Source organism: Pseudomonas sp. TWI923 (genome assembly GCF_039673365.1).
Taxonomy (GTDB): Bacteria; Pseudomonadota; Gammaproteobacteria; order Pseudomonadales; family Pseudomonadaceae; genus Aquipseudomonas; species Aquipseudomonas sichuanensis.
In genome coordinates this window covers 40,258-64,657 of the sequence record NZ_JBDJLM010000027.1, presented here as the reverse complement: position 1 = coordinate 64,657, position 24,400 = coordinate 40,258, and the positions used below count along the sequence as shown (strand labels likewise).

At 64.5% G+C, this 24,400-nt stretch carries 22 protein-coding genes; 13 read left to right on the top strand and 9 right to left on the bottom strand.

What is annotated here, in order from left to right; all coding sequences use genetic code 11:
- Positions 1–97: 97 nt before the first annotated feature.
- Both ABE459_RS13090 and ABE459_RS13085 read right to left on the bottom strand, forming a co-directional pair.
- Complete coding sequence (locus ABE459_RS13090) at positions 98–1,750, bottom strand: acyl-CoA dehydrogenase family protein (protein ID WP_322359889.1); 1,653 nt, start codon at positions 1,748–1,750, stop codon at positions 98–100.
- A gap of 109 nt (positions 1,751–1,859) precedes the next feature.
- On the bottom strand, positions 1,860–3,851 hold the full coding sequence (locus tag ABE459_RS13085; protein ID WP_125462488.1) for a hybrid sensor histidine kinase/response regulator: 1,992 nt from the start codon (positions 3,849–3,851) through the stop codon (positions 1,860–1,862).
- A 264-nt stretch (positions 3,852–4,115) separates the two neighbouring features.
- Here ABE459_RS13085 and ABE459_RS13080 point away from each other — a divergent pair, with 264 nt between their 5' ends.
- The 8 genes from ABE459_RS13080 to lnt all read left to right on the top strand — a co-directional run bounded on the left by ABE459_RS13080 (position 4,116) and on the right by lnt (position 11,763).
- On the top strand, positions 4,116–4,913 hold the full coding sequence (locus ABE459_RS13080; protein ID WP_125462487.1) for a hydroxymethylpyrimidine/phosphomethylpyrimidine kinase: 798 nt from the start codon (positions 4,116–4,118) through the stop codon (positions 4,911–4,913).
- 14 nt (positions 4,914–4,927) lie between these two features.
- A complete protein-coding gene (gene thiE, locus ABE459_RS13075) occupies positions 4,928–5,551 on the top strand; it encodes a thiamine phosphate synthase (RefSeq protein WP_323830330.1) in 624 nt (207 codons plus the stop codon).
- A 17-nt stretch (positions 5,552–5,568) separates the two neighbouring features.
- Positions 5,569–6,852, top strand: coding sequence for a glutamate-1-semialdehyde 2,1-aminomutase (gene hemL / locus ABE459_RS13070; protein ID WP_125462485.1), 1,284 nt, complete (start codon positions 5,569–5,571; stop codon positions 6,850–6,852).
- 246 nt (positions 6,853–7,098) lie between these two features.
- Positions 7,099–7,644 (top strand): tetratricopeptide repeat protein, encoded by a 546-nt coding sequence (locus ABE459_RS13065; protein WP_125462484.1) that lies wholly within the window; start codon positions 7,099–7,101, stop codon positions 7,642–7,644.
- A gap of 262 nt (positions 7,645–7,906) precedes the next feature.
- Positions 7,907–8,905: a PhoH family protein gene (locus ABE459_RS13060; RefSeq protein ID WP_125462483.1), complete on the top strand. Its 999-nt coding sequence runs from the start codon at positions 7,907–7,909 to the stop codon at positions 8,903–8,905.
- Positions 8,898–9,371 (top strand): rRNA maturation RNase YbeY, encoded by a 474-nt coding sequence (gene ybeY, locus ABE459_RS13055; RefSeq protein WP_125462482.1) that lies wholly within the window; start codon positions 8,898–8,900, stop codon positions 9,369–9,371. The genes ABE459_RS13060 and ybeY overlap by 8 nt, the downstream gene beginning before the upstream one ends.
- Before the next feature lie 26 nt (positions 9,372–9,397).
- The gene (locus ABE459_RS13050; RefSeq protein ID WP_110993410.1) at positions 9,398–10,237 is read left to right on the top strand and encodes an HlyC/CorC family transporter; all 840 of its coding nucleotides are present in this window, start codon (positions 9,398–9,400) and stop codon (positions 10,235–10,237) included.
- A gap of 8 nt (positions 10,238–10,245) precedes the next feature.
- Complete coding sequence (lnt, locus tag ABE459_RS13045) at positions 10,246–11,763, top strand: apolipoprotein N-acyltransferase (RefSeq protein ID WP_323830329.1); 1,518 nt, start codon at positions 10,246–10,248, stop codon at positions 11,761–11,763.
- A 153-nt stretch (positions 11,764–11,916) separates the two neighbouring features.
- On the opposite strand, the gene ABE459_RS13040 is transcribed toward lnt, so the two are convergent.
- A complete protein-coding gene (locus ABE459_RS13040) occupies positions 11,917–12,678 on the bottom strand; it encodes a YdcF family protein (protein ID WP_323830328.1) in 762 nt (253 codons plus the stop codon).
- Between the two features lie 129 nt (positions 12,679–12,807).
- The gene (locus ABE459_RS13035) at positions 12,808–13,122 is read right to left on the bottom strand and encodes a hypothetical protein (RefSeq protein ID WP_125462479.1); all 315 of its coding nucleotides are present in this window, start codon (positions 13,120–13,122) and stop codon (positions 12,808–12,810) included.
- A 239-nt stretch (positions 13,123–13,361) separates the two neighbouring features.
- Here ABE459_RS13035 and leuS point away from each other — a divergent pair, with 239 nt between their 5' ends.
- From leuS to holA, 3 genes are all read left to right on the top strand, one after another.
- Positions 13,362–15,968: a leucine--tRNA ligase gene (gene leuS / locus ABE459_RS13030; protein ID WP_323830327.1), complete on the top strand. Its 2,607-nt coding sequence runs from the start codon at positions 13,362–13,364 to the stop codon at positions 15,966–15,968.
- Between the two features lie 61 nt (positions 15,969–16,029).
- Positions 16,030–16,635 carry an LPS assembly lipoprotein LptE gene (lptE, locus tag ABE459_RS13025; RefSeq protein WP_323830326.1) on the top strand — a complete coding sequence of 202 codons (606 nt, stop codon included), beginning with the start codon at positions 16,030–16,032 and terminating at the stop codon, positions 16,633–16,635.
- Between the two features lie 36 nt (positions 16,636–16,671).
- Complete coding sequence (holA, locus tag ABE459_RS13020) at positions 16,672–17,709, top strand: DNA polymerase III subunit delta (RefSeq protein WP_279846266.1); 1,038 nt, start codon at positions 16,672–16,674, stop codon at positions 17,707–17,709.
- A gap of 22 nt (positions 17,710–17,731) precedes the next feature.
- Here the strand turns inward: holA and ABE459_RS13015 are convergent, their stop codons facing one another.
- Positions 17,732–19,411 (bottom strand): hypothetical protein, encoded by a 1,680-nt coding sequence (locus ABE459_RS13015; protein ID WP_323830325.1) that lies wholly within the window; start codon positions 19,409–19,411, stop codon positions 17,732–17,734.
- A gap of 86 nt (positions 19,412–19,497) precedes the next feature.
- Between ABE459_RS13015 and arfA the strand changes: the two genes are divergently transcribed.
- Positions 19,498–19,662, top strand: coding sequence for an alternative ribosome rescue factor ArfA (arfA, locus tag ABE459_RS13010; RefSeq protein WP_346648041.1), 165 nt, complete (start codon positions 19,498–19,500; stop codon positions 19,660–19,662).
- 250 nt (positions 19,663–19,912) lie between these two features.
- Positions 19,913–21,226, top strand: coding sequence for a lytic murein transglycosylase (locus tag ABE459_RS13005; protein WP_323830323.1), 1,314 nt, complete (start codon positions 19,913–19,915; stop codon positions 21,224–21,226).
- Between the two features lie 120 nt (positions 21,227–21,346).
- Here ABE459_RS13005 and ABE459_RS13000 read toward each other — a convergent pair whose 3' ends face one another.
- From ABE459_RS13000 to ABE459_RS12985, 4 genes are all read right to left on the bottom strand, one after another.
- On the bottom strand, positions 21,347–22,285 hold the full coding sequence (locus ABE459_RS13000) for an LD-carboxypeptidase (protein ID WP_323830322.1): 939 nt from the start codon (positions 22,283–22,285) through the stop codon (positions 21,347–21,349).
- Positions 22,286–22,422: 137 nt separating this feature from the next.
- Positions 22,423–23,439 carry a lipoyl synthase gene (lipA, locus tag ABE459_RS12995; RefSeq protein WP_110993399.1) on the bottom strand — a complete coding sequence of 339 codons (1,017 nt, stop codon included), beginning with the start codon at positions 23,437–23,439 and terminating at the stop codon, positions 22,423–22,425.
- Between the two features lie 2 nt (positions 23,440–23,441).
- A complete protein-coding gene (gene lipB / locus ABE459_RS12990) occupies positions 23,442–24,089 on the bottom strand; it encodes a lipoyl(octanoyl) transferase LipB (protein ID WP_125462473.1) in 648 nt (215 codons plus the stop codon).
- Positions 24,089–24,364: a DUF493 domain-containing protein gene (locus ABE459_RS12985; protein ID WP_110993397.1), complete on the bottom strand. Its 276-nt coding sequence runs from the start codon at positions 24,362–24,364 to the stop codon at positions 24,089–24,091. The genes lipB and ABE459_RS12985 overlap by 1 nt, the downstream gene beginning before the upstream one ends.
- Positions 24,365–24,400 lie beyond the last annotated feature (36 nt).

The following is a 24,400-nucleotide window of genomic DNA, read 5'->3' as shown; positions in this document are numbered from 1 at the left end:
ATGTAAAATACACCCCCTATATCCGCCCCTCCGCATTTCGGGGGCCACCCCCCCCCCCCCGCGGTCATCGGGGGTGGGGGCTTGCCCCGCGATGGCGTTATCCGCCCCAGACCGGTGTAGCCCGCGCGACCAGAGCCTGCGCATCCACCCCGCGCGGCAATGCGCCATAGACCCGCCCGCCGCCACCCAGGCGGCTGGCGATGAAGGCATCGCTGACCGTGGCGTTACCGGCCTCGAGCAGCAGCTTGGCCTGCAATGCCACGGCAATGTCTTCGGTCAGTTGCCGAGCCCGGTACTGAATGTCGCCGGTATCGGCAAACGCCCCTTTGAGGTTGCCGATGAACGCCGCCAGGCGTGGATCGCCATGACCATCGCCCAGCTCGATGAACAACGCATCCAGCACACCCGGCTCCTTCGACAGCGCCCGCAGCACGTCCAGGCACTGCACGTTGCCGGAACCTTCCCAGGTCGAGTTGACCGGCGCCTCACGGTACAGCCGCGGCAGGATGCTGTCCTCGACATAGCCCGCACCACCCAGGCACTCGGCGGCCTCGTTGATCATCCCCGGCGCGCGCTTGCAGATCCAGTACTTGCCCACTGCCGTCACCAGGCGGGCGAAATGCGCTTGCTGCGGGTCGTCGAGCTGCTCCAGGGCCTGGCCCATGCGCAGGCTCAGGGCCAGCGCCGCCTCGCTCTCCAGGGCCAGGTCGGCGAGCACGTTCTGCATCAGCGGCTGCTCGCTCAGCACCCGCCCGCCGACCTTGCGGTGGGCGCAGTGATGGGCGGCCTGGGTCAGCGCCTGGCGCATCAGCGCGCTGGAGCCGACCATGCAATCGAAGCGGGTCATGGCCACCATCTCGATGATGGTCGGCACACCCCGGCCCTCTTCGCCGATCATCCACGCCAGGGCGCCACGGAACTCCACCTCGCTGGAGGCATTGGAGCAGTTGCCGAGCTTGTTCTTCAGGCGCTGGATATAGAACTGGTTGCGCTGGTCGTCCGGGCGGTGGCGCGGCAGCAGGAAGCAGCTCAGGCCCTTGTCGGTCTGGGCCAGGGTGAGGAAGGCGTCGCACATGGGCGCCGAGCAGAACCACTTGTGCCCCACCAGCTCGTAGGCCTGGCCCGGGCCTGGGGCACCGACCGGGTAGGCGCGGGTGGTGTTGGCGCGTACATCGGTGCCGCCCTGCTTCTCGGTCATGGCCATGCCGATGGTCACCCCGGCCTTGTGCCGGTCGCCGACGTTGCGCGGGTCGTATTCGCGGGCGAGGATCTTCGGCAACCAGTAGCTGGCCAGTTCCGGCTGCAGCCGCAGCGCCGGCACGGCGGCGAAAGTCATGGTCAGCGGGCAGCCGGTTCCGGCTTCGGCCTGGCTGTGCAGGTAGGTCATGGCGGCCCGCGCAACATGGGCACCCGCGCGCGGCTCGGCCCAGGGCAGCGAGGGCAGGCCATGCTCGACCGCGGTGCGCATCAGCTCGTGGTAGGCGGGATGGAACTCCACCAGATCCACCCGGTGGCCGTAGCGATCATGGCTGCTGAACTCGGGTTTGTGCGCATTGGCGAGGAACCCGGCGGCCATCAGCGGGCCGCCGGCCAGTGCCCCGTAGGCATCGATCCGCGGCTCGGCCCAGCCGGCGCCAAAGCGTCGCGACCATTCCTGCAAGGGCTGGTCGAGGCGGTACAGGTTGGCGCCGTCGAGGGCCGGCGGCTGATTGGTGACTTCGTGGGTTTCGGCGAACTGGTGCAGGTTCATCGGGGGGCCTCATGGATCCGCTCATGCCTGGAAAACCCAGTGAAGCACCGCAGCCCGCACAGTCAAAGTGACAAAACTGCCGATGAGCAGATCATTTCCTGCCCGCCCGTCAGTAGCGCCTGCGCCCCGTCGCCGCCCGGCTGGAAGTCACCTGCACCTGGGCCACGGTCAGGATCAGGCTCAGTTCGAAGCGGCTGCCCAACCCCGGGGTAGACTCGTGCGACAGCTGCGCGCCAACCAGTTCGCCCAATTGGCGGCAGATCGACAGGCCGATGCCCAGGCCGCCGTAGCGCCGCGTCATCGAACCATCGACCTGGAAGAAGCGCTGGTACAGCACGGCCTGGTCGAGGTCTTCGAAACCGATGCCGCTGTCGCTGACGGTCAGGCTCAGCGCCAGCCGGTCGGGCCCGATGCGCCGGCCACGCACCTGCACGGTCACGCCCCCCTGATGGGTGAACTTGAGGCCGTTGTCCACCAGGCAGGCCAGGCAGCGGGCGAGCTTCTGCGCATCGCCCACCAGGCTGTCGGGCACGTCGGCGGGGATATCCAGGGTCAGGTACAAGCCCTTGGCCAGCGCCTGACCGGCGTAACCGGCACGCAGTTCCTGGAGCAGGCGGCGCAGGCTGAACGGCACACCGTGGTTGCGCAGGCGGCCGGCCTGCAGCTCGGTGAGGATGAGGATGTCGTCGACCATGGCCATCATGTCCTGGGCGGAACCGGCGGCCGTGCGGTGGTACTGGGCCTGCTCGGCGCTCATGGGCAGGGTGTGCAGCAGCTCCAACGAGCCGATCACACCGTTCATCGGGGTGCGCAGCTCATGGGTGACGGTGGCAAGGAACTCGTCTTTCAGGCGATTGCTGTGGGCCAGTTGCTGGTTCAGTTGCTCGAGGGTGCGCCCGGTCTCGCGCAGGGCCTGGGCCTGCTGCTCGCGCAGGCTGTTGATGCGGTCGGCCAGGGCCAGTGACAGCAACGCCACCTCCAGCGCCGAGCCGAGTTGGCTGGCGTACATGGTAAGGAACACGTTAGGCAGATAGCCCAGCACCATCAGGGTGTTGACCAGCCCGCCAAGCAGGAAGGCGGTCCAGGCGATGATGAACCAGCGCGCCACCCGCACCCCGCGCCACCAGGCGTACAGGCCTGCGCTGAAGATGCTCACGGTGAACAACAGCGCCAGCACAGTGGCCATGCGCAGCGCGATGCCGTAACGCAGGGTCACCGCCAGCACCATGACCAGCGCGCCACCCGCCATCAGCGCCATCAGCAGGCGGTCGAAACCACGGCTGAGCCGGCCCAGTTGCAGGAAATGGCGGGCGAACTGGCAGCCGAACAGCCCGGCGGCGCCGATGAACAAGGGCGTCGCGGCATTCGCCCACCACGGGCTGTCCGGCCAGAAGTAGGCGATACCGGCGCCGTTGACCGACACCTGGTACAAGCCGAACGAGGCGATGTAGAGGATGTAGTAGAGGTAACTGACATCGCGCACGCTGAGGTAGATGAACAGGTTGTAGACCAGCATCACCAGCAGCACGCCATAGATCATGCCCAGCACATACAGGCGGGTGGGCTGGTCTTCAAGGTACGCCTGGGTCGACCACAGCGTCAGCGGCGCCTGCACCGAACCCTGGCTGTGCAGGCGCAGGTAGGCGGTGGTTGCCTGCCCAGGTTGCAGGGGCAGTTCGAACAGGTAGTTGTTCTGGCGAATCTGCCGGCTGGCATAGGGCAATGCATCGCCAGTGCGCTGGGCCAGGCGAAATACCCCTTGGGCATCCGGCAGGTAGAGTTCGAGATGGTCCAGCGGCGGGTAAGCCAGCTCCAGCAACCATTGGCGCGGCGCGGCGGAGGGGGTGGCGGCGTAGTTCAGGTCGATTCGCAGCCAGAACACCGAGGTCGAGTAACCGGCATTGAGCACCTCATGGGGGTGCGCCTGGAAACGGCTGGCAAAGGCAGGTGCGCTGACCTGGCCAATACTGGCGCTGCCATCGTGGTCCTCATAGACCTGCATGAACCTGCCCAGTGGCAGTCGTGAGGTGCTGGCGTCGAATTCGACCGCCCCGGCGAACAGGGGCAAGCAGCCCAGAAGCACAATCAGCAAATAGCGCATACAGCCCCAGCATGGCCTGTCCGTTCGCGTCGCGTTGCCTCCCTTCCCTTTGAGACGACGTGATCCGGCAGAGTCCGTTGATCGAATTATCCGAGCACTCTAGCATAGCTTTCCGGCAAGACCAGAGGCCACACTAAATTTGCATGAAACAGCTCTAGCATGCGCATTACAGGAGAAGCATCGCGACCATCCTGACCACTCGATCAGCAAATCTTGCGCGGCGACCGATCCGCACAAAAAGGTTTGGTGATAAGCTCGCCGACCATGAATACCTACAGCTCCCGCCCCGTTGTCCTCTGTCTCTCCGGCCACGACCCAAGTGGTGGCGCCGGGCTGCAGGCAGATATCGAAGCCCTGATCGCCCAAGGCTGTCACGCCGCACCGGCCGTGACCGCCCTGACCGTGCAGGATACTGTCAACGTTTCCGACTTCCGCGTGCTCGACCGCGAGTGGGTGCTGGCCCAGGCCAACGCCGTGCTGGCCGACTCCACCGTGGCCGCGGTCAAGCTGGGCATGCTCGGTTCGATCGAAATGGTCGACACCGTGGCCGAACTGCTCAAGGCCCACCCGCACCTGCCGCTGGTCTGCGACCCGGTGCTGCGCGCCGGCGGCGGTGGCCGCCTGGGCAAGGACGAGGTCGGCTACGCACTGCGCGAGCGCCTGCTGCCGCTGGCCACCATCGCCACGCCGAACCTGCCCGAGGCGCGTATCCTCGCCGAACTGCCGGACGGCACCGCCGACGAGTGCGCCGCCAAGCTGCTGCCATTCGTCGAGCACCTGCTGATCACCGGCGGCCACGGCGACGAGGACGAAATTCACAACCGCCTGTACAGCCGCGATGGCCAGCAGCACACCTGGACCTGCCAACGCCTGCCCGGCAGTTATCACGGCTCGGGCTGCACCCTGGCCAGCGCCCTGGCCGGCCGCCTGGCCCTTGGCGAGCAGCTGCAGAGCGCCGTGCGCAGCGCCCTGGACTACACCTGGCGCACCCTGCGTGACGCCGAGCAACTGGGCAAGGGCCAGTACGTGCCGCGCCGCCTGCCCCTGGATTTCTGCTCCTGACACGAGGCCACCCGATGAAGCTCCGCGGTCTGTATGCAATCACCGACAGCCAGCTGCTCGCCGGCCGTTTCCTCAGCCACGTCGAGGCGGCACTCGAAGGCGGCGTCTGCCTGCTGCAGTACCGCGACAAGAGTGACGATGCCGCGCGCCGCCTGCGCGAGGCCGAAGCGCTGATGACCTTGTGCGAGCGCTACGGCACCCAGCTGATCATCAACGACGACGCCGAACTGGCCGCACGCCTGGGCGTCGGCGTGCACCTGGGCCAGACCGACGGCCCGCTCACGCCGGCCCGCGCCCTGCTCGGCCGTCAGGCCATCATCGGTTCCACCTGCCACGCCAGCCTTGAGCTTGCCCAGCAGGCCGCCAAGGAAGGCGCCAACTACGTCGCCTTCGGCCGCTTCTTCAATTCTGTCACCAAGCCGGGCGCGCCGGCCGCCAGCGTCGAACTGCTGGAACAGGCCCGCGCCCAGGTCAAGTTGCCGATCGCCGTGATCGGCGGCATTACCCTCGACAACGCCGCCCCGCTGGTCGCCCATGGCGCCGACCTGCTGGCGGTGATCCACGGCCTGTTCGGTGCCGACAGCGCGCAGGAAGTCACCCGCCGCGCCCGCGCCTTCAACGCCCTGTTCGCTTCCTGATTTCGAGAGAAGATCCCATGTCCCGTTCCGAAGCCCTGTTCGCCCAAGCCCAGAAGCACATCCCCGGCGGCGTCAACTCGCCGGTCCGCGCTTTCAAGAGCGTCGGCGGCACTCCGCTGTTCTTCAAGCACGCCGAAGGCGCCTACGTCGTCGACGAGGATGACAAGCGCTACGTCGACTACGTCGGCTCCTGGGGCCCGATGATCCTCGGCCACGGCCACCCGGACGTACTGGATGCCGTGCGTAATCAGTTGCAGCACGGCCTGTCCTACGGCGCCCCGACCGCCATGGAAACCGAGATGGCCGACCTGGTCTGCTCGCTGGTGCCATCGATGGAGATGGTGCGCATGGTCAGCTCCGGCACCGAAGCCACCATGAGCGCCATCCGCCTGGCCCGTGGCTACACCGGCCGTGACGCCATCATCAAGTTCGAAGGCTGCTACCACGGCCATTCCGACAGCCTGCTGGTCAAGGCCGGCTCGGGCCTGCTGACCCAGGGCGTGCCCAGCTCTGCCGGCGTACCGGCGGACTTCGCCAAGCACACCCTGACGCTGCCGTTCAACGACATCGCCGCGGTCGAGAAAACCCTCGCCGAAGTCGGCCAGACCGTGGCCTGCATCATCGTCGAGCCGGTGGCCGGCAACATGAACTGCGTACCACCGGCGCCGGGCTTCCTCGAAGGCCTGCGCGCACTGTGCGACAAGCACGGCGTAGTGCTGATCTTCGACGAAGTGATGACCGGCTTCCGTGTCTCCCTGGGCGGTGCCCAGGGCTACTACGGCATCACCCCCGACCTGTCGACCTTCGGCAAGATCGTCGGTGGCGGCATGCCGGTCGGCTGCTTCGGCGGCAAGCGCGAAATCATGGGCTGCATCGCCCCGCTCGGCCCGGTTTACCAGGCCGGCACCCTGTCCGGAAACCCGCTGGCCATGGCGGCCGGCCTGACCACCCTCAAGCTGATCAGCCGCCCGGGCTTCCACGACGAGCTCAGCGCCTACACCAGCCGCATGCTCGACGGCCTGCAGCAGCGCGCCGATGCCGCCGGCATCCCGTTCGTCACCACGCAGGCGGGCGCCATGTTCGGCCTGTACTTCAGCGGCGCCGATGACATCGTCACCTTCGACGACGTGATGGCCAGCGATGCGGACCGTTTCAAGCGCTTCTTCCACCTGATGCTCGACGGCGGCGTGTACCTGGCGCCGAGTGCGTTCGAGGCGGGCTTCACCTCCATCGCCCACGGCGACAAAGAGCTGCAGATCACCCTGGATGCGGCCGAGCGGGCATTCGCCAAGCTGAAGTAAGGCGCCTGCCGGTACTGGCCAGATCGCGGGGCAAGCCCGCTCCCACGTGACTCAGCTCTGCGTGGGAGCGGGCTTGCCCCGCGATCTGGCCGGTGAATGTGACCCCTCTCACAAACACTGGCAAAATCAGCAGCCTTGGCTCGGGGTGTAGAATTTCCAGTAAAACTTTGTAAGGTTGGCGCTGCTTATCCCATAATGTGCCACCAGAGACCTTGGCCGTAGCTTTGCAGAGGTAAGTCGATCCCCATGAACCGCACCGGCCGCGCCCTGACCATGGGCTGCCTGTTGCTTCTTCAGCCCCTGCTGGCCCTGGCGGAGGGCGGTAACTCGTTGCTGATTCCAGCGACGGGCCGCTGCACGCTGAATGCCGCGCCGGAGGATCAGGAGACTGCCCTGAAGGCCTGCGAGCAAACGGCGGACGCCGGGGATGCCGAAGCACAGTACGAGCTGGGCGAGTTCTATTACAGCGGTACCCCCCGTCACCTCGACAAAGCACTCAAGTGGTTCGAGAAGGCCTCGCTGCAGGGCCACGCCCAGTCGCAGTATCGCCTCGGTTCGATGTTCTTCCACGGCGAAGGAGTCAAGGCCAACAACGTCCAGGCCTACATCCTGCTCAAGATGGCTGCGGTCAACGGCGCCGAAGATGCACTGGACATGGCCGACGAAGTCACCGAGCAAATGCCGCGCGACGAGCTTGAGCATGCCACCCAGGTGCTCGGCCAGATCTTCCGCAAGTACCTGCTGGAACTGCAGAACGCCGAAGGGCGCACCCCGTTCTCTCCCCTCCCCTGACGACAGCCCTATCACACAGACGTAAGAAATGCCGATCAAGATGGGTCGAGGATTTCCCGTGCTCGCGCCGGCTCCATCGCGGAGCACACGAAACTGTTCTTGGAGGCAGCCCAAAACAGGCCATAACGTGGGAGCGGGCTTGCCCCGCGATGAGGCCGCCAAGGGCACTACCGACCCTTGATCGTTTCAGTGCTTTCGCCACTGCCACTCAAGGGTTATTCTTGAGCTCACATTCATTGCCGTCGAGCGGCTAAAAACCACCTTGAACGCACCCATACAACCCCATCGCTTCATCCTCGAACCTTTCGAGGCCAACCGTTTCGCCAACCTGTGCGGCCAGTTCGACGAGCACTTGCGCCTGATCGAGCAACGCCTGGCCATCGAAATCCGCAACCGCGGCAATCAATTCGAGCTGATCGGCGAACCCAAGACCACCTCCGCCGCTGAACAGTTGCTGCGCCGCCTCTATCGCGAGGCCAAGGCCAGCGAGCTGTCGCCGGAAACGGTCCATCTCTATCTCCAGGAATCAGCGGTCGAGAACATCGGCAACCCCGCTGTCAATGAAGTCAGCGTCTCGCTGCGCACGCGCAAGGGTAAAATCACGCCGCGCGGCGTCAATCAGCAACGCTACGTCAAAGAGATCCTGGCCAACGACATCAACTTCGGCGTCGGCCCGGCCGGTACCGGCAAGACCTACCTGGCTGTGGCCTGCGCCGTGGATGCGCTGGAGCGCGAGCAGGTGCGCCGCATCCTGCTGGTGCGCCCGGCGGTCGAGGCTGGCGAGAAGCTCGGCTTCCTGCCCGGCGACCTGGCCCAGAAGATCGACCCGTACCTGCGCCCGCTGTACGACGCGCTGTACGAGATGCTTGGCTTCGAACACGTGGCCAAGCTCATCGAGCGCCAGGTGATCGAGATCGCCCCGCTGGCCTACATGCGCGGCCGCACGCTCAACAACAGCTTCATCATCCTCGACGAGAGCCAGAACACCACGCTCGAACAGATGAAGATGTTCCTCACCCGCATCGGCTTCGGCTCGACCGCGGTAATCACTGGTGACATCACCCAGGTCGACCTGCCACGCGGCACCAAGTCGGGCCTGGCTCATGTGATCGAGGTGCTCAAGGACGTGCCTGGCATCAGCTTCACCCATTTCCAGCCCAAGGACGTGGTGCGCCATCCGTTGGTGCAACGCATCGTCGAAGCCTACGACCGCTTCGAAGCCCGACAGGCCCAACCCGAGGCGCGCGGCAAAGATGCTTGAACTCGATCTGCAACGGGCAACGGATGCTGCCAGCCCGGATGACGCCGCCTTCCGCCGCTGGTGCGAGCTTGCCCTGCGCCAGCGCAGCGCCGACTCCGAGATGACCATCCGCCTGGTCGACGAAGCCGAAGGCCGCGAGCTGAACCATACCTACCGGCACAAGGACTACGCGACCAACGTGCTGTCCTTCCCCGCCGATGTGCCCGACGACCTGCTGGACATCCCGCTACTCGGCGACCTGGTGATCTGTGTCGCCGTGGTCGAGCGCGAAGCTCAAGAACAAGGCAAATCCCTCGAAGCGCACTGGGCCCATCTGGTCATCCATGGCTGCCTGCACCTGCTCGGCTACGACCACATCGACGACGACGAAGCCGAAGAGATGGAAGCGCTGGAACGGGAATTGCTGGCGGAACTGGGTCACCCGGACCCGTACGCTGACGACGAAACCGACCCAATCACACACTGACACTGCAAGGAACACGAGTAACCGCCATGAGCGAAGACCGATCGAGCAACGGGCAAAAGTCCTGGCTGGGTAAACTGACCCAGGCTTTTGCCCATGAGCCGAAAAACCGCCAGCAGCTGCTTGAACTGCTGCGCGAAGCCCATCAGAACAAGCTGCTCGACAGCGAAGCGCTGACCATCGTCGAAGGCGCCATCCAGGTCGCCGACCTGCAGGTGCGCGACATCATGGTGCCGCGCTCGCAGATGATCAGCATCAAGGCCAGCCAGTCGCCACGCGAGTTCCTGCCAGCGGTGATCGATGCCGCGCACTCGCGTTACCCGGTGATCGGCGAGAGCCATGACGATGTGCTTGGCATCCTGCTCGCCAAGGACCTGCTGCCGCTGATCCTCAAAGAGAACGGCGACAGCTTCAATATCAAGGACCTGCTGCGCCCGGCCACCTTCGTGCCCGAGTCCAAACGCCTGAACGTGCTGTTGCGCGAGTTCCGCGCCAACCACAACCACATGGCCATCGTCATCGACGAATACGGCGGTGTGGCCGGCCTGGTCACCATCGAAGACGTGCTTGAACAGATCGTCGGCGACATCGAAGACGAGCACGACGTCGAGGAAGACAGCTACATCAAGCCGCTGCCCAGCGGCGACTTCCTGGTCAAGGCACTCACCCCGATCGAGAACTTCAACGAGTTCTTCGACAGCGAATTCTCCGATGACGAGTTCGACACGGTCGGCGGCCTGGTGATGAGTGCGTTCGGCCACCTGCCCAAACGCAACGAGACCACCGAGATCGGCGGCTACCGCTTCCGCATTCTCAACGCCGATAGCCGGCGGATACACCTGCTACGCCTGACACCGATCAACCGTTAAGGACGAACATGCGCTGGATCACCCGCCCCGGCTGGCCCGGTAACCTGCTGGCCATGGTGGCCGGCGCTTCCACCCTCCTGGCCCTGGCGCCTTTCGACATCTGGCCGTTGGCGCTGCTGTCCATCGCCGTGTTCTACGCCGGCCTGCGTACCCTCAGCCCGCGCCAGGCCCTGGCCCGCGGCTGGAGCTTCGGCTTCGGCCTGTATGGCGCCGGCACCTGGTGGATCTACGTCAGCATGAACACCTACGGCGGCGCCTCGCCGCTGTTGGCGATCCTGCTGCTGCTGGCGTTCTTCGCCTGCCTGGCGTTTTTCTTCGCCTTGCCGGCCTGGCTCTGGGCGCGCTGGTTGCGCCGCGACGAGGCGCCCTTGGCCGATGCGCTGAGCTTCGCTGCGCTGTGGCTGCTGCAGGAAGCTTTTCGCGGCTGGTTCCTGACCGGCTTCCCATGGCTCTACGCCGGCTACAGCCAGCTTGACGGCCCCTTGGCCGGGCTGGCGCCGCTCGGCGGTGTGTGGCTGGTGTCGTTCTGCCTTGCGCTGACCGCGGCATTGCTGTGCAACCTGCTCCGCCTGCGCGCGCGCCCATCGTTCCTGGCCATCGGCGCCGTGTTGCTGGTGGCGCCCTGGGTCGTCGGCATGGCGCTCAAGGGCCACGCCTGGACCCAGCCGGCCGGCGACCCGCTCAAGGTCGCCGCGCTGCAGGGCAACGTCGAACAGGACCTGAAATGGGACCCGGCCCACGTCAACGCCCAGCTGGCGCTGTACCGTGACATGAGCTTCAGCTCAAAACCGGTAGACCTGCTGATCTGGCCGGAAACCGCGGTACCGGTGCTCAAGGACCAGGCCCAGGGCTACATCGACATGATGGGGGCGTTTGCCGCCGAGCGGCATTCGGCGCTGATCACCGGGGTGCCGGTACGGCAGATGGTCCACCACCAGCGGCGCTACTTCAACGGCATCACCGTGACCGGTGAAGGCGACGGCCTGTACCTCAAGCAGAAGCTGGTGCCGTTTGGTGAATACGTGCCGCTGCAGGACATGCTGCGCGGGGCGATCGAGTTCTTCAACCTGCCGATGTCGGACTTTGCCCGCGGCCCCGCGGACCAGCCGCTGCTGCAGGCCAAGGGCTACCAGATCGCGCCGTACATCTGCTACGAAGTGGTCTACCCCGAGTTCGCCGCCAGCCTGGCAGCCCGCAGCGACCTGCTGCTGACCATCAGCAACGACACCTGGTTCGGCACTTCGATCGGCCCGCTGCAGCACCTGCAGATGGCGCAGATGCGGGCATTGGAAGCCGGCCGCTGGATGATCCGCGCCACCAACAACGGCGTAACCGCGCTGATCGACCCGTTCGGCAAGATCACCACGCAGATCCCGCAGTTCGAGCGTGCGGTGCTGTATGGCGAGGTAGTGCCGATGCAACAGCTGACGCCTTACCTGCAATGGCGTTCGTGGCCGCTGGCGATTGTCTGTGCATTGCTGCTGGGTTGGGCGCTGCTGGCCGGGCGGATTGCCAAGACTGTCTGACCGGCGCCGCTCACCCTGTAGGAGCGGCCTCGTGTCGCGAAAGGGCCGCAAAGCGGCCCCGCGATCTGTGCATGTACGCCAATGCCCTGGGGCTGCTACGCAGCCCTTTCGCGACACAAGGCCGCTCCTACAGGGGCCAGTGCATGCTGGATATCAGTAGAACACCCGATACCCCACCAGCCCCACCGCTTCGTTCAATAACTGTCCGCTCTGCCAGATCGCCCGGCTTTCCGGCAGCAACCCCGCGAACGGCCGGGCATGATCGCGCCCGAGGAACCCCACCGGCGCCGGCACCACCTCGAACCCGGCACGCTCAAAGCTCCAGCGCGAGCGCTGCATGTGCCAGGCCTGGGTCACCACCACCACACGGCGGATCCCCAGCGGCTGCAAAACCTGCGCGCTGAGCGCGGCGTTCTCCCAAGTGGTGTGGCTGGCCTCTTCCTTCCAGCTGACCGAGACACCGAAATCTGCCTGCAGCCGCTCAGCCATCAACTGCGCCTCACTCGGCGGCGTGCCATAGTGCAGGCCGCCGCTGGTCAGCACCGGCAATCCGGATGCCTTGGCCAGTTGCGCGGCATAGCGCATGCGCTCCAGGGCCAGGTAGGAAGGTTGATCGCTGCCGCCCCAGGCCGGATCGCCTCGATCACGCCCGGCGCCGAGCACCACGATGGCATCGGCACGGCTTGCCAGGCTCGCCCAGCTCTGCGGCGCCAACGCAGGCTCCGTTTCCAACTGCCGGGCCGCCTGCTCCACGACCAACGGCAGGCTCATCAGCCACAGCCCGCCCAGGCCCAGGGCAAAGCACGCAGCCGCCAGGCGCGGCCGGCGCCGGCGCCACCACCAGGCCGCCAGCAGCAACAGCAGCAGCACGCCCGGCGGCATCAGCCATTGTTTGATGAAAAAGCGAATCGGCATCGCACACCTCCATGGAAGGCATGCAGCCTAAGAGGATCGGCGTCGGGCCTCAAGGGGAGGTCGACGCCGATCGCAGTGTGGGTATTGAAGAACCGGCGCGTGAGCACGTGCGCCTGCAAACCTGAACGGCTATCGGGATGGCTGCGTCCTGGATCTTGCTGGAGCAGTGGCGCGTTTTCGATCCTTGAGCCAGATGATCCTGGCCGAGGATGGTTCCGGTTGCGGGTAGGCACCGGCGCTTGCATGGCGACCTGCCGGGAGTGACTCCAGGTAGGCCTTGATCACCTCGAACTCGGCGTGGCTCAGGCCACGCAATTCCAGCTCGGCAGGCATCTCGTCGCGCAATCGTACCGAGGTTCTGGCCACTTCCAGTGCCAGGCCCAGGCGGTCGATCAGGCGTTCGTAAAGCTCCGGTTTGCTTGCAGGTAGTTGCGACTCTCCCATCCGTTCACCTCATTGAAGGTAAGAATATCTCCCCCCACAAATGAGCTTAGCGTTGTCATGAAAAGCAGCTGCCCGCCGCGACCAACGGCCCGCGCGGCAGGGGACGCAATCAGGGTTTCCCACGATGCGCGACGCTCATGTATGCTACGGCGTTCACTCTATCGACACCGGAGTGCCGGTCGCAGCGAGGTTCCGCTGCCTGGAAACAGGGTCCTTTCTCTCTCAGTTAAAAAGTAGCCATGCACGAACAATACACGCCCCGTGATATCGAAGCCGCCGCCCAGAAGTTCTGGGACGAGCAACAGTCGTTCGCTGTTACCGAACAGCCAGGCAAGGACACCTACTACTGCCTGTCGATGTTCCCGTACCCGAGCGGCAAGCTACACATGGGCCACGTGCGCAACTACACCATCGGCGACGTGATTGCCCGCTACCAGCGCATGCTGGGCAAGAACGTCCTGCAGCCGATGGGCTGGGACGCCTTCGGCATGCCGGCGGAAAACGCGGCGATGAAGAACAACGTCGCCCCGGCCAAGTGGACTTACGAAAACATCGACTACATGAAGACCCAGCTCAAGAGCCTGGGCCTTGGTATCGATTGGGCGCGTGAAGTCACCACCTGCAAGCCGGACTACTACCGCTGGGAACAGTGGCTGTTCACCCGCCTGTTCGAGAAAGGCATCATCTACCGCAAGAACGGTACCGTGAACTGGGACCCGGCCGACCAGACCGTGCTCGCCAACGAGCAGGTCATCGATGGCCGTGGCTGGCGCTCGGGCGCGCTGATCGAAAAGCGCGAAATCCCGATGTACTACTTCCGCATCACCGACTACGCCGACGAGCTGCTGGAAAGCCTCGACGAGCTGCCGGGCTGGCCTGAGCAGGTCAAGACCATGCAGCGCAACTGGATCGGCAAGTCGCGCGGCATGGAAGTGCAGTTCCCCTACGACCAGGCCAGCATCGGCCACGAAGGCACGCTGAAAGTCTTCACCACCCGCCCCGACACCCTGATGGGCGCCACTTACGTCGCCGTCGCCGCCGAGCACCCGCTGGCCACCCAGGCCGCCCAGGGCAACCCGGCGCTGCAGGCGTTCATCGACGAGTGCAAGAGCGGCAGCGTCGCCGAAGCCGACATGGCCACCCAGGAGAAGAAGGGCATGGCCACTTCCCTGCTGGTCGAACACCCGCTGACCGGCGAGAAGCTGCCGGTGTGGGTCGCCAACTACGTGCTGATGCACTACGGCGACGGCGCCGTGATGGCCGTGCCGGCCCACGACGAGCGCGACTTCGAGTTCGCCCACAAGTACAACCTGCCGGTGAAGGCCGTTGTGCGCACCAGCGCCGGTGATGAAGTTTCCAGCGAATGGCAGGCCGCCTATGGCGAGCACGGCCAACTGATCAACTCCGGCGACTTCGACGGCCTGGACTTCGCCGGCGCCTTCGACGCCATGGAAGCCGCCCTGATCCGCAAGGACCTCGGCAAGTCGCGCACCCAGTTCCGCCTGCGCGACTGGGGTATCAGCCGCCAGCGCTACTGGGGCTGCCCGATCCCGATCATCCACTGCCCAGCGTGCGGCGACGTGCCGGTGCCGGAAGACCAGCTGCCGGTCACCCTGCCGGAGAACGTGGTGCCGGACGGCGCCGGCTCGCCGCTGGCGCGCATGCCCGAATTCTATGAATGCACCTGCCCGAAATGCGGCACTGCGGCCAAGCGCGAAACCGACACCATGGACACCTTCGTCGAGTCGTCCTGGTACTTCGCCCGCTACGCCTCGCCGAACTACGACAAGGGCCTGGTGGACCCGAAAGCTGCCAACCACTGGCTGCCGGTCGACCAGTACATCGGTGGCATCGAACACGCCATCCTGCACCTGCTGTACGCGCGCTTCTTCCACAAGCTGATGCGCGACGAAGGCCTGGTCACCTCCAACGAGCCGTTCAAGAACCTGCTCACCCAGGGCATGGTCGTCGCCGAAACCTACTACCGCGTCGCCAGCAACGGCGGCAAGGACTGGTTCAACCCGGCCGACGTCGAGATCGAGCGTGATGCCAAAGCCAAGATCATCGGCGCACGCCTGAAGACCGACGGCTTGCCGGTGGAAATCGGCGGCACCGAGAAGATGTCGAAGTCGAAGAACAACGGCGTCGACCCGCAGTCGATGATCGACGTCTACGGCGCCGACACCTGCCGTCTGTTCATGATGTTCGCCTCGCCGCCCGACATGAGCCTGGAATGGTCCGACTCCGGCGTCGAGGGCGCGAGCCGCTTCCTGCGCCGCGTCTGGCGCCTGGCCCAGGCCCACGTTGCCCAGGGCCTGCCAGGCAAACTGGATGTCGCCTCGCTCGACGACGCACAAAAAGTCATCCGCCGCGCCATCCACGCGGCGATCAAGCAGGCCAGCACCGATGTCGGCCAGTTCCACAAGTTCAACACCGCCATCGCCCAGGTGATGACCGTGATGAACGTGCTGGAAAAGGCCCCGCAAGCTACCGCCCAGGACCGTGCCTTGCTGCAGGAAGGCCTCGAAGCCGTAACCCTGCTGCTGTCGCCGATCACCCCGCACATTTCCCACGAGCTGTGGAAACACCTGGGCCACGACCAGGCCGTGATCGACGCCGGCTGGCCGGCCGTTGACGAAAGCGCGCTGGTGCAGGACACCGTCACGCTGGTGGTACAGGTCAACGGCAAGCTGCGCGGCCAGGTGGACATGCCTGCCGCCGCCAGTCGCGAGCAGATCGAAGCGGCCGCCCGCAACAACGAGAATGTCCTGCGCTTCACCGATGGCCTGACCATCCGCAAGGTCATCGTGGTACCGGGCAAGCTGGTCAACATCGTCGCCAATTGATGGCAACGCCCGCCCGCGAATGCCGAGGGCGGGCGTATTCGGCCCACGAGGGAGCTACAACATGATCAAACGCAATCTGCTGGTAATGGGCCTGGCCGTACTGCTCAGCGCCTGTGGTTTCCAGCTGCGCGGCACCGGCACCACCGAACTGACCATCAAGGAGCTGGACCTCAGCGCCCGCAATGCCTACGGCGAAACCGTCAAGCAACTGCGCAACACCCTGCAGAACAGTGGCGTGAAGGTGTACAGCGGTGCTCCGTATAAGCTGGTGCTCACAAACGAGCAGGAAACCCAGCGCGCGGCGACCTACAGCGGCGGTAACCGCTCGGCGGAATACGAGCTGACCACGGTGCTGAACTATGCCATCGAAGGCCAGAACGACACCGTGCTTCTGGAAGACAAACTGCAAGTGCAGCGCTACTACGTGCACGATGGCAACAACATCACCGGTTCTGGTCAGGAAGCGACCCAGGTTCGTCAGGAAATGCGCACCGACCTGGTGCAGAACATGATGGTCCGCCTGCAACAGCTGACCCCGGATCGTCTGGCCGACCTGCAGCACAAGGCCGACGAACGCGCCCGCGCCGAAGCCCAGGCACTGCAGGAAGCACAACGCGTCCGCGACGAGACGCCCCAGCAGTCCCCGCTGGAAGTCCCGGCCAACTGAGCCTGAACGGGGTGCCCCGGCACCCCGCCTTTCGCCATGAAACTCTCCCCAGCCCAACTCAACAAACACCTGCAGGGCCAGCTGGCGCCTGTGTATATCGTCAGCGGCGACGACCCGCTGCTGTGCCAGGAAGCCGCCGACGCCATTCGAGGCGCCGCGCGCCAGCAAGGTTACGACGAGCGCCAGGTGTTCAGCGCCGATGCCAACTTCGACTGGGGCAACCTGTTGCTGGCCGGAGCCAGCCTCTCGCTGTTCGCCCAGCGCCGCCTGCTGGAGTTGCGCCTGCCTTCGGGCAAGCCTGGCGACAAGGGCGCGGCCGCACTCATCGAGTACTGCGCCAACCCCGCCGAAGACACCTTGCTGCTGATCAGCCTGCCCAAGCTCGATGGCAGCGCGCAGAAAACCAAGTGGGGCAAGGCACTGATCGAGGGCGGTCACTGCCAGTTCATCCAGATCTGGCCGGTGGACGCCCAGCAGTTGCCGCAGTGGATCAACCAGCGCCTCTCACAGGCCGGCCTGACAGCCCAGCGCGATGCGGTCGACATGATCGCTGCCAGGGTCGAAGGCAACCTGCTGGCCGCCGCCCAGGAAATCGAAAAGCTCAAGCTGTTGGCCGATGGCAACCAGATCACCGTCGAGACCGTGCAGGCGGCGGTTGCCGACAGCGCACGTTTCGATGTGTTCGGCCTGGTCGATGCCATCCTCAACGGCGAGGCAGCCCATGCTCTGCGTATGCTCGAGGGGCTGCGCGGCGAAGGTGTCGAGCCGCCGGTGATCCTCTGGGCCCTGGCCCGTGAACTGCGCCTGCTGGCGGGGCTGGCCCAGCAGTTCAGCCAGGGGGTGCCGCTGGACAAGGCCTTCAGCCAGGCCCGGCCACCGGTGTGGGACAAGCGCCGTCCGCTGGTGAGCAAAGCCCTGCAACGTCTCTCGGCGCAGCGCTGGGCCATGCTGTTGCAGGATGCCCAGCGTATTGATGCGCAAATCAAAGGGCAGGCCCAGGGTTCGCCCTGGACCAGCCTGGCGCGCTTGTCGCTGCTGATGGCCGGGCAGCGATTGGCACTGCCGGCCGAGTAAACGACCTGCCCTCACCTCATCGTCAGTACCCTTGGTCTTCCCGACGATAGCTGAATACCTGCTCAGCCACACCGAAGTCCACGCGCACGACCGGTTTTACAAGGCTGGCGGAGCTACGGAACAGATCCTGCTGTATCTGCTTCGCCTGCCCGAGTGCAGCTGCGCCACCCGCAGAGGTGTAAAAGACCGCATCCAGTGGCAACTGATCAGGGATGTTCTGCGCCCAGGCATTGAGCAGAATTTCGTTGTACCCGTGATACGGGCTCTCCGTTCCGTTGATCAACTGGGCTCGCCCATCGATCGCGAGCATGAAGCTGTTGGGCTCGATCGCCAAGCTGCACTGATGATGCAAGCGCTGCCAGGTCGGACTTGCAGGCACTTGTCGAAAATGCGTGCCAAGTGCCGTCAGATCATTGATGTTCATCGACGCGCAAGGACCACTGTCGGTAGGGTAGCCACCTTCCGCACCACAGCCTTGGAGCGTGGCGCGGCCCCATGTGTTGGCGTCAGCCATGAAAATGCAAAGTGGTGCGATCGCTACCAGGCCGCCTGGCGTGTACCCCAGATGGTCGAAAAGCAGCCCCTGCGGGTAGAACAGTTTCACCGTCTTGACGTCCGCTCTCATGTACGAGAATGGAACCGCATCCTTGGGATTGGTATTCGGATTCGGGTTCCAGGCATGGAACGCGGTGCTGTATTGCGTGGCGCGCGCCAGCACGCCATTGCAATACACCGGTGCACGACCGTCGGCGCACTGCCGGGACTTGTCCGCGAAACGGGCGTTGAGCCGCTCGGCTACCTGCCAGCCATCCTCTTGGTCCTGGGGACGCTGACTGAAGCGCTGGGTCGCAGGCTTGGCAAAGTCGAGCCTGACGAGCGGCAGCGACAGGCCGGTTCGCACGCGGTAATCGTGACGCAGCATTTGGGCGGTGATCAGGCTGCCGGGACTAGCAGCGTTGTAGAAGAAGGCTTCGATGGGCAGCCGCTCCGGCGTGTTCGCATCCCAGGTCGGGATCAACAGTTCGTTCAGCAGGGTGCTGGCCTGTTGCAAAGAGCCCCGCACCTTGAGACTGACCATGAACTGTTTGGCATCACGCGTGCTCAGCGAGCATTGATTACGGGGATTCGACCCGTACTTTTTAAAATTCGCTAACCATGACTCGACAGTCTCCACTCGGTCGGTCAACCCGCTACAGGTGCTTTGCTCAGCGCCCGCACGTGTCGCAAAACCGCAGCCATTTTCCGGCCTTCCGGCATTCTGAGTACCTGCGATCAACGGATAGATACAGCGCGGCTCAGCCCATGACTTGCCTTGCTGCTGGGCAGTCTGTTTGTCCATGAAGATGAAGCCACTGGCATCCGCCAGCGAAATCGTCGCATCGGCACGCAGGTAGGAGAAAGTGACCGAACCCAATGCTGCAGCCGCCGTGCTGTGTACCCAGAAGTTGCTGGAACTCGAGCGCCTGATCAATACCCCCGAGCACTCAAGGGCAGCCCCGCCATTGCTGCAACTCTCCACCGTGTTCGCATAACGCGCATTCAGCCGGGCCGCGACATCAAGTACCCCCGATGGCTGCGGTGGCGCTGGAGGGGGGCGCAAGGGCTCATCGACACGCGGCCCGATACAGCCACTCAAGCCCAGAATAATGAACATCACTAACGGTAGGGCGAAGCTTGGCTTTATTGATCTTGTGATGTTCATCGACGCCATCCTCACATAGTTTCAATCAATTGGCTCGGTAGTCCAGGGATGGCTTACTCTGCCCGCCCTACTCGAGAGGTATCGAAATGACCAGGAAATCCAAGAAGCATCCGCCCAACAAAGCCAAGTCGATCGTCGCCCAACCCCTGTTCCACTGCCGCCAGGAAAAACCGGAAAAGGGCAAAGGCAGCTACCGCCGCGAAGCCTTCCAATCGAGAAATTGGGAGGTTTCTTGCTTAATGGCCGCCTGAAATTACTGTTCGACGGACAAGCGAACGAACTTCGAAAGTTTGCGGCAAACTTCACTGATACAACGACCATTAAACTTACTGACGATACGCAACATATAAAACGGCGTATCCAGGCACAACTGACAGTTCTGTCAGTTGACAATCACTTGAGCAAGCGCCCATCGATACGATTGCTCACATGCATAATTTTCCGGTCGGCCCGGCAGCCATGGTAAGGTTCACGCCTGACCTGTAAGCCTTGGACCTGTGCATGCTTTCCAGCCTTTCCCACCGCTGGCCCCCCCGCCAGCTGATCGCAGCCACCAGCTTCGTCCTGCTCGTCGCCTGCGCTGAGAAACCCACCGCCGCCGACGCCCTACCGCTGGCACCTGCCCAGCCCGCCCCTGTAGTGACGCTGCCCGGTACCAGCGCCGACACCAGCACAGAAATCCAGCCCCTGCAGACTTTCGCCCAATGGCAGGCGGGTTTCCGTCAACAGGCCCTGCAAGCCGGCATCAGCCCGAACCTGTTCGACCGTGCCTTCCTCGGCGTTACCCCGGACATGGACGTGATCAAGGCCGACCGCAGCCAACCCGAGTTCACCCGCCCGGTCTGGGAATACCTGGACGGCGCGCTCTCACCCCTGCGCGTGCGCAACGGCAAGAAGCTGCTGGAGCAGAACGCCGAGTTGCTGACCCGTATCGAGCAGCGCTACGGCGTCGACCGCCAGGTGCTGGTGTCGGTGTGGGGCATGGAGAGCAACTTCGGTCAGTTCCAGGGCAGCAAATCGGTGATCCGCTCGCTGGCTACCCTGGCTTACGAAGGCCGTCGCCCGCAGTTCGCCCAAGACCAGCTGATCGCCGCCCTGCAGATCCTGCAGAACGGCGACATCCAGCCCGACGCCATGCGCGGCTCCTGGGCCGGGGCCATGGGCCAGACCCAGTTCATCCCCACCACCTACCTGACCCACGCCGTGGACTTCGACGGTGACGGCCGCCGCGATATCTGGAACAGCACCGCCGACGCCCTGGCGTCGACCGCGCACTACTTGCAGGCGTCTGGCTGGAAACGCGGTCAACCCTGGGGCTTCGAAGTGCAGGTACCTGCCGGCTTCGACTTCTGGCTGGCCGACGGCAGCCAGCGCAAGAGCGTCAACGAATGGTTGCAACTAGGCGTGAGACTACCGACGGGCACCCAGCTGCCGGCCAACAGCAGCCAACTGTCCGCCGCCCTGCTGCTGCCGGCTGGCGCTCGCGGCCCGGCGTTCCTGGTGCTGGACAACTTCCGCGCGATCCTCAAGTACAACAACTCGTCGTCCTACGCGCTGGCGGTCAGCCTGCTGGGCGATCGTTTCTATGGCTGGGGGTTCATCGCCGGCAACTGGCCGAAGGACGACCTGCCCTTGAGCCGCAGCGAGCGAATCGAACTGCAGACCCTGCTCAATGCCAGCGGGCACGAGGCGGGTAACCCCGATGGCATCATCGGCGCCAACACCCGCAAGGCCATTCGCAATGCCCAGCAGGGCCAGGGCTGGCCGGCGGATGGCTATCCGACGCACAAATTGCTGGATAGCCTGCGCCGCTAGTGAATATGAGGGGCGCTTTGCGCCCCTTTCGCGGCACAAGGCCGCTCCTACAGAGAAATGCGACCTACCTGTAGGAGCGGCCTCGCGCCGCGATAGGGCTGCAAAGCAGCCCCGGCGATCTCAACCCTTGAACAGATCCTGCGACAGCACCACGCGCTGCTCTTCAGCATCCAGCCGCACTCTGGCCCCCATCGGCAAACACAGGTTCGGATCACAGTGCCCGCTGCGCCACCCGGCCAGTACCGGCACCCCGAGCGGACCGAAGATATCCAGCAGCAGCGGCGTTATCGCTGCAACCGTCACCCCGGCAAAGTCCCCCACCAGCACACCCCGCAGGCCTTGCAGCTTGCCCGCCAGGCGCAGCTGGGTCAGCAGGCGGTCAACCCGGTATAGCGGCTCGTTGACGTCCTCGATGAACAGAATGGCGCCCTGGCTATCCAGCTCGGCCACCGTGCCCAAGGTGGCACCGAGCATCGACAGGTTGCCCCCCACCAGCCGCCCGCTCGCCACGCCCGGCACAACCGTCGTCAGCGGGTAAGCCGTCGGATGAACAATCGCATCCCCCTCCCCCAGCCGCCCATCCAGCTGCTCGAACAGTGAGCTCACCGTCGGCTCAAGCTTGCCCCCCAACAGATCGGCATTGAGCATCGTGCCGTGGAAGGTAATCAGCCCGGCATGCCGATTGAGCGCCGTATGCAGCGCGGTGATATCGCTGTAGCCCACCAGCGGCTTGGGGTGGCGACGGATCAGGTCGAAGTCCAGCGCATCCAGCAGGCGCATGCTGCCGTAGCCGCCACGCATGCACACAATGGCGTCGATGTCCGGGGCCTGGAAGGCATCGTGCAGGTCTTGCAGGCGCTGCTGGTCGCTACCGGCCAGGTAACCTTCGGCCATGTTCACACCAGGGTATAGCCGGCATTGGTAGCCACGATCGCTGAACCACTGAAGCGCTTTGTGGGCGTCCAGCCGGGCAGGCCCGGCCGGGGCGACAATGGCGAAGCGCGCATTGGCCGGCAAGGCCCGGGGCAGTGGTGAGTCGAGCGTTTCAACACAATTCATCGAGCAACTCCTTGCAGTTTCAGGTGCGCCAGACTGGCTGGAACTCACGTACCTGGGCATGGGGAATGCCCCCCACACAAACAAAAATGCCGATGCGGCCTCGCGGCGCACATCGGCATGTTCAGCTCAAGCCCGTGTCAGAGTTTGATCTTGGCTTCGTGAGCCTGCTGGTCGGCGTGGTACGAGGAGCGTACCAGCGGGCCGGAAGCGACGTTCTTGAAGCCCATCTTGTAGCCTTCCTCGGCGAACCAGGCGAAGGTGTCCGGGTGCACGAAGCGCTGCACCGGCAGGTGGCTGCGCGACGGCTGCAAGTACTGGCCGAGGGTGAGCATGTCGATCTCGTGCTCACGCATGCGGTGCATGACCTCGATCACTTCCTCGTCGGTCTCGCCCAGGCCCAGCATCAGCCCGGACTTGGTCGGTACGTGCGGCACCATCTGCTTGAACTTCTGCAGCAGGTCCAGCGACCAGTCGTAGTCCGAGCCCGGGCGCGCGGCCTTGTACAGGCGCGGTACGGTTTCGAGGTTGTGGTTGAACACATCCGGCGGGGTCTGCGCGGTGATTTCCAGCGCCACGTCCATACGGCCGCGGTAGTCCGGAACCAGGGTTTCGAGCTGCACACCCGGCGACAGCGCGCGAATCTCGCGAATGCAGTCGGCGAAGTGCTGGGCACCGCCGTCGCGCAGGTCGTCGCGGTCCACCGAAGTGATCACCACGTACTTCAAGCGCAGGTCGGCAATGGCCACGGCAAGGTTCTTCGGCTCGTCCAGGTCCAACGGCTTCGGCCGGCCATGGCCGACGTCGCAGAACGGGCAGCGACGTGTGCAGATGTCACCCATGATCATGAAGGTGGCGGTGCCACCCGAGAAGCACTCACCCAGGTTCGGGCAGGAGGCCTCTTCGCACACGCTGTGCAGCTTGTGCTTGCGCAGCAGCTGCTTGATACGGTCGACTTCCGGCGAAACCGGGATGCGCACGCGAATCCAGTCGGGTTTCTTCGGCAGTTCTTCGGTGGGGATGATCTTCACCGGAATGCGCGCCACCTTTTCGGCGCCGCGCAGCTTCACGCCGGCTTCGACTTTCTTGGGCGCGGGGCGCGAGGTGACGTCTTGCGTCGGGATCAGGTTCGGCACGGCTTCTTGCACAGTTGTCATATTCAGTCGATTCCGCCCGTGAGGGTCGTCTGCTCAGCGTAGTCGAGGTGCTTGACCAGCTGTCCGCGCAGCCTTGTCCTGACCTCGTCGAGTTCGATCGGGCCTGCCAGGTCGCGCAGCTGGGTCATCGCCAGCCCCGCATACCCACAGGGATTGATTCGGCGGAATGGCGCAAGGTCCATGTCCACATTCAGAGCAAGGCCGTGGAAGCAACGACCGTTGCGGATTCGCAGGCCAAGGGAGGCGATTTTCGCTCCATCGACATATACGCCAGGGGCATCGGGCTTGGCGTTAGCCTGCACGCCGTAGCTGGCGAGCAGCTCGATCAGCGTCTGCTCGATGCGGCTGACCAGTTCGCGCACACCAAAGCCCAGGCGGCGCACATCCAGCAGCAGGTAGGCGACCAATTGGCCGGGGCCGTGGTAGGTCACCTGGCCGCCACGATCGGTCTTCACCACCGGGATGTCGCCAGGCACCAGCAGATGCTCGGCCTTGCCAGCCTGGCCCTGGGTGAACACCGCCGGGTGCTCCACCAGCCAGACTTCGTCCTGGGCATCCGGGCCACGCGCCTCGGTAAAGCGACGCATGGCCTCCAGCACCGGTTCATAGGGCTGCAGGCCGAGCTCGCGTATACCGAGGCATGCGCTCATCACAGCACCATTTTCACGATGCCGGTGGCACGCAGGGCACTGTTGATGTCGTGCAGTTGATCTTCGCTTTCGGCAATGATGTGCAGCTGCACCGTGGTGTACTTGCCTTCCTTGCTCTGGCGCTCCGCCAGCGTGGCCAGATCGACCTTGGCGTACTTGCTGAGGATCTCGATCACCGTGTCCTTGAAACCGACCACGGTATCGCCGATCACTTTGATCGGATAGTCCTCGCAAGGGAATTCGATCTTATGCGACTTGACGTCTTCTTCGCTCATTGCGGGATGGCCTCGTAAGCCGTGGCAACAGCAACG

Coding starts and splice junctions, on each gene's coding strand:
- ABE459_RS13085 (WP_125462488.1), bottom strand. CDS start 3,851: ATGCGCTATTTGCTGATTGTGCTTCTGGGCTGCTTGCCCCTGTTCGCC.
- lptE (WP_323830326.1), top strand. CDS start 16,030: ATGATCAAACGCAATCTGCTGGTAATGGGCCTGGCCGTACTGCTCAGC.
- ABE459_RS13050 (WP_110993410.1), top strand. CDS start 9,398: ATGAGCGAAGACCGATCGAGCAACGGGCAAAAGTCCTGGCTGGGTAAA.
- ABE459_RS13065 (WP_125462484.1), top strand. CDS start 7,099: ATGAACCGCACCGGCCGCGCCCTGACCATGGGCTGCCTGTTGCTTCTT.
- ybeY (WP_125462482.1), top strand. CDS start 8,898: ATGCTTGAACTCGATCTGCAACGGGCAACGGATGCTGCCAGCCCGGAT.
- lipA (WP_110993399.1), bottom strand. CDS start 23,439: ATGACAACTGTGCAAGAAGCCGTGCCGAACCTGATCCCGACGCAAGAC.
- ABE459_RS12985 (WP_110993397.1), bottom strand. CDS start 24,364: ATGAGCGAAGAAGACGTCAAGTCGCATAAGATCGAATTCCCTTGCGAG.
- ABE459_RS13035 (WP_125462479.1), bottom strand. CDS start 13,122: ATGGGAGAGTCGCAACTACCTGCAAGCAAACCGGAGCTTTACGAACGC.
- ABE459_RS13090 (WP_322359889.1), bottom strand. CDS start 1,750: ATGAACCTGCACCAGTTCGCCGAAACCCACGAAGTCACCAATCAGCCG.
- holA (WP_279846266.1), top strand. CDS start 16,672: ATGAAACTCTCCCCAGCCCAACTCAACAAACACCTGCAGGGCCAGCTG.
- lnt (WP_323830329.1), top strand. CDS start 10,246: ATGCGCTGGATCACCCGCCCCGGCTGGCCCGGTAACCTGCTGGCCATG.
- ABE459_RS13080 (WP_125462487.1), top strand. CDS start 4,116: ATGAATACCTACAGCTCCCGCCCCGTTGTCCTCTGTCTCTCCGGCCAC.
- ABE459_RS13005 (WP_323830323.1), top strand. CDS start 19,913: ATGCTTTCCAGCCTTTCCCACCGCTGGCCCCCCCGCCAGCTGATCGCA.
- thiE (WP_323830330.1), top strand. CDS start 4,928: ATGAAGCTCCGCGGTCTGTATGCAATCACCGACAGCCAGCTGCTCGCC.
- hemL (WP_125462485.1), top strand. CDS start 5,569: ATGTCCCGTTCCGAAGCCCTGTTCGCCCAAGCCCAGAAGCACATCCCC.
- ABE459_RS13040 (WP_323830328.1), bottom strand. CDS start 12,678: ATGCCGATTCGCTTTTTCATCAAACAATGGCTGATGCCGCCGGGCGTG.
- leuS (WP_323830327.1), top strand. CDS start 13,362: ATGCACGAACAATACACGCCCCGTGATATCGAAGCCGCCGCCCAGAAG.
- ABE459_RS13000 (WP_323830322.1), bottom strand. CDS start 22,285: ATGAATTGTGTTGAAACGCTCGACTCACCACTGCCCCGGGCCTTGCCG.
- arfA (WP_346648041.1), top strand. CDS start 19,498: ATGACCAGGAAATCCAAGAAGCATCCGCCCAACAAAGCCAAGTCGATC.
- ABE459_RS13015 (WP_323830325.1), bottom strand. CDS start 19,411: ATGAACATCACAAGATCAATAAAGCCAAGCTTCGCCCTACCGTTAGTG.
- lipB (WP_125462473.1), bottom strand. CDS start 24,089: ATGAGCGCATGCCTCGGTATACGCGAGCTCGGCCTGCAGCCCTATGAA.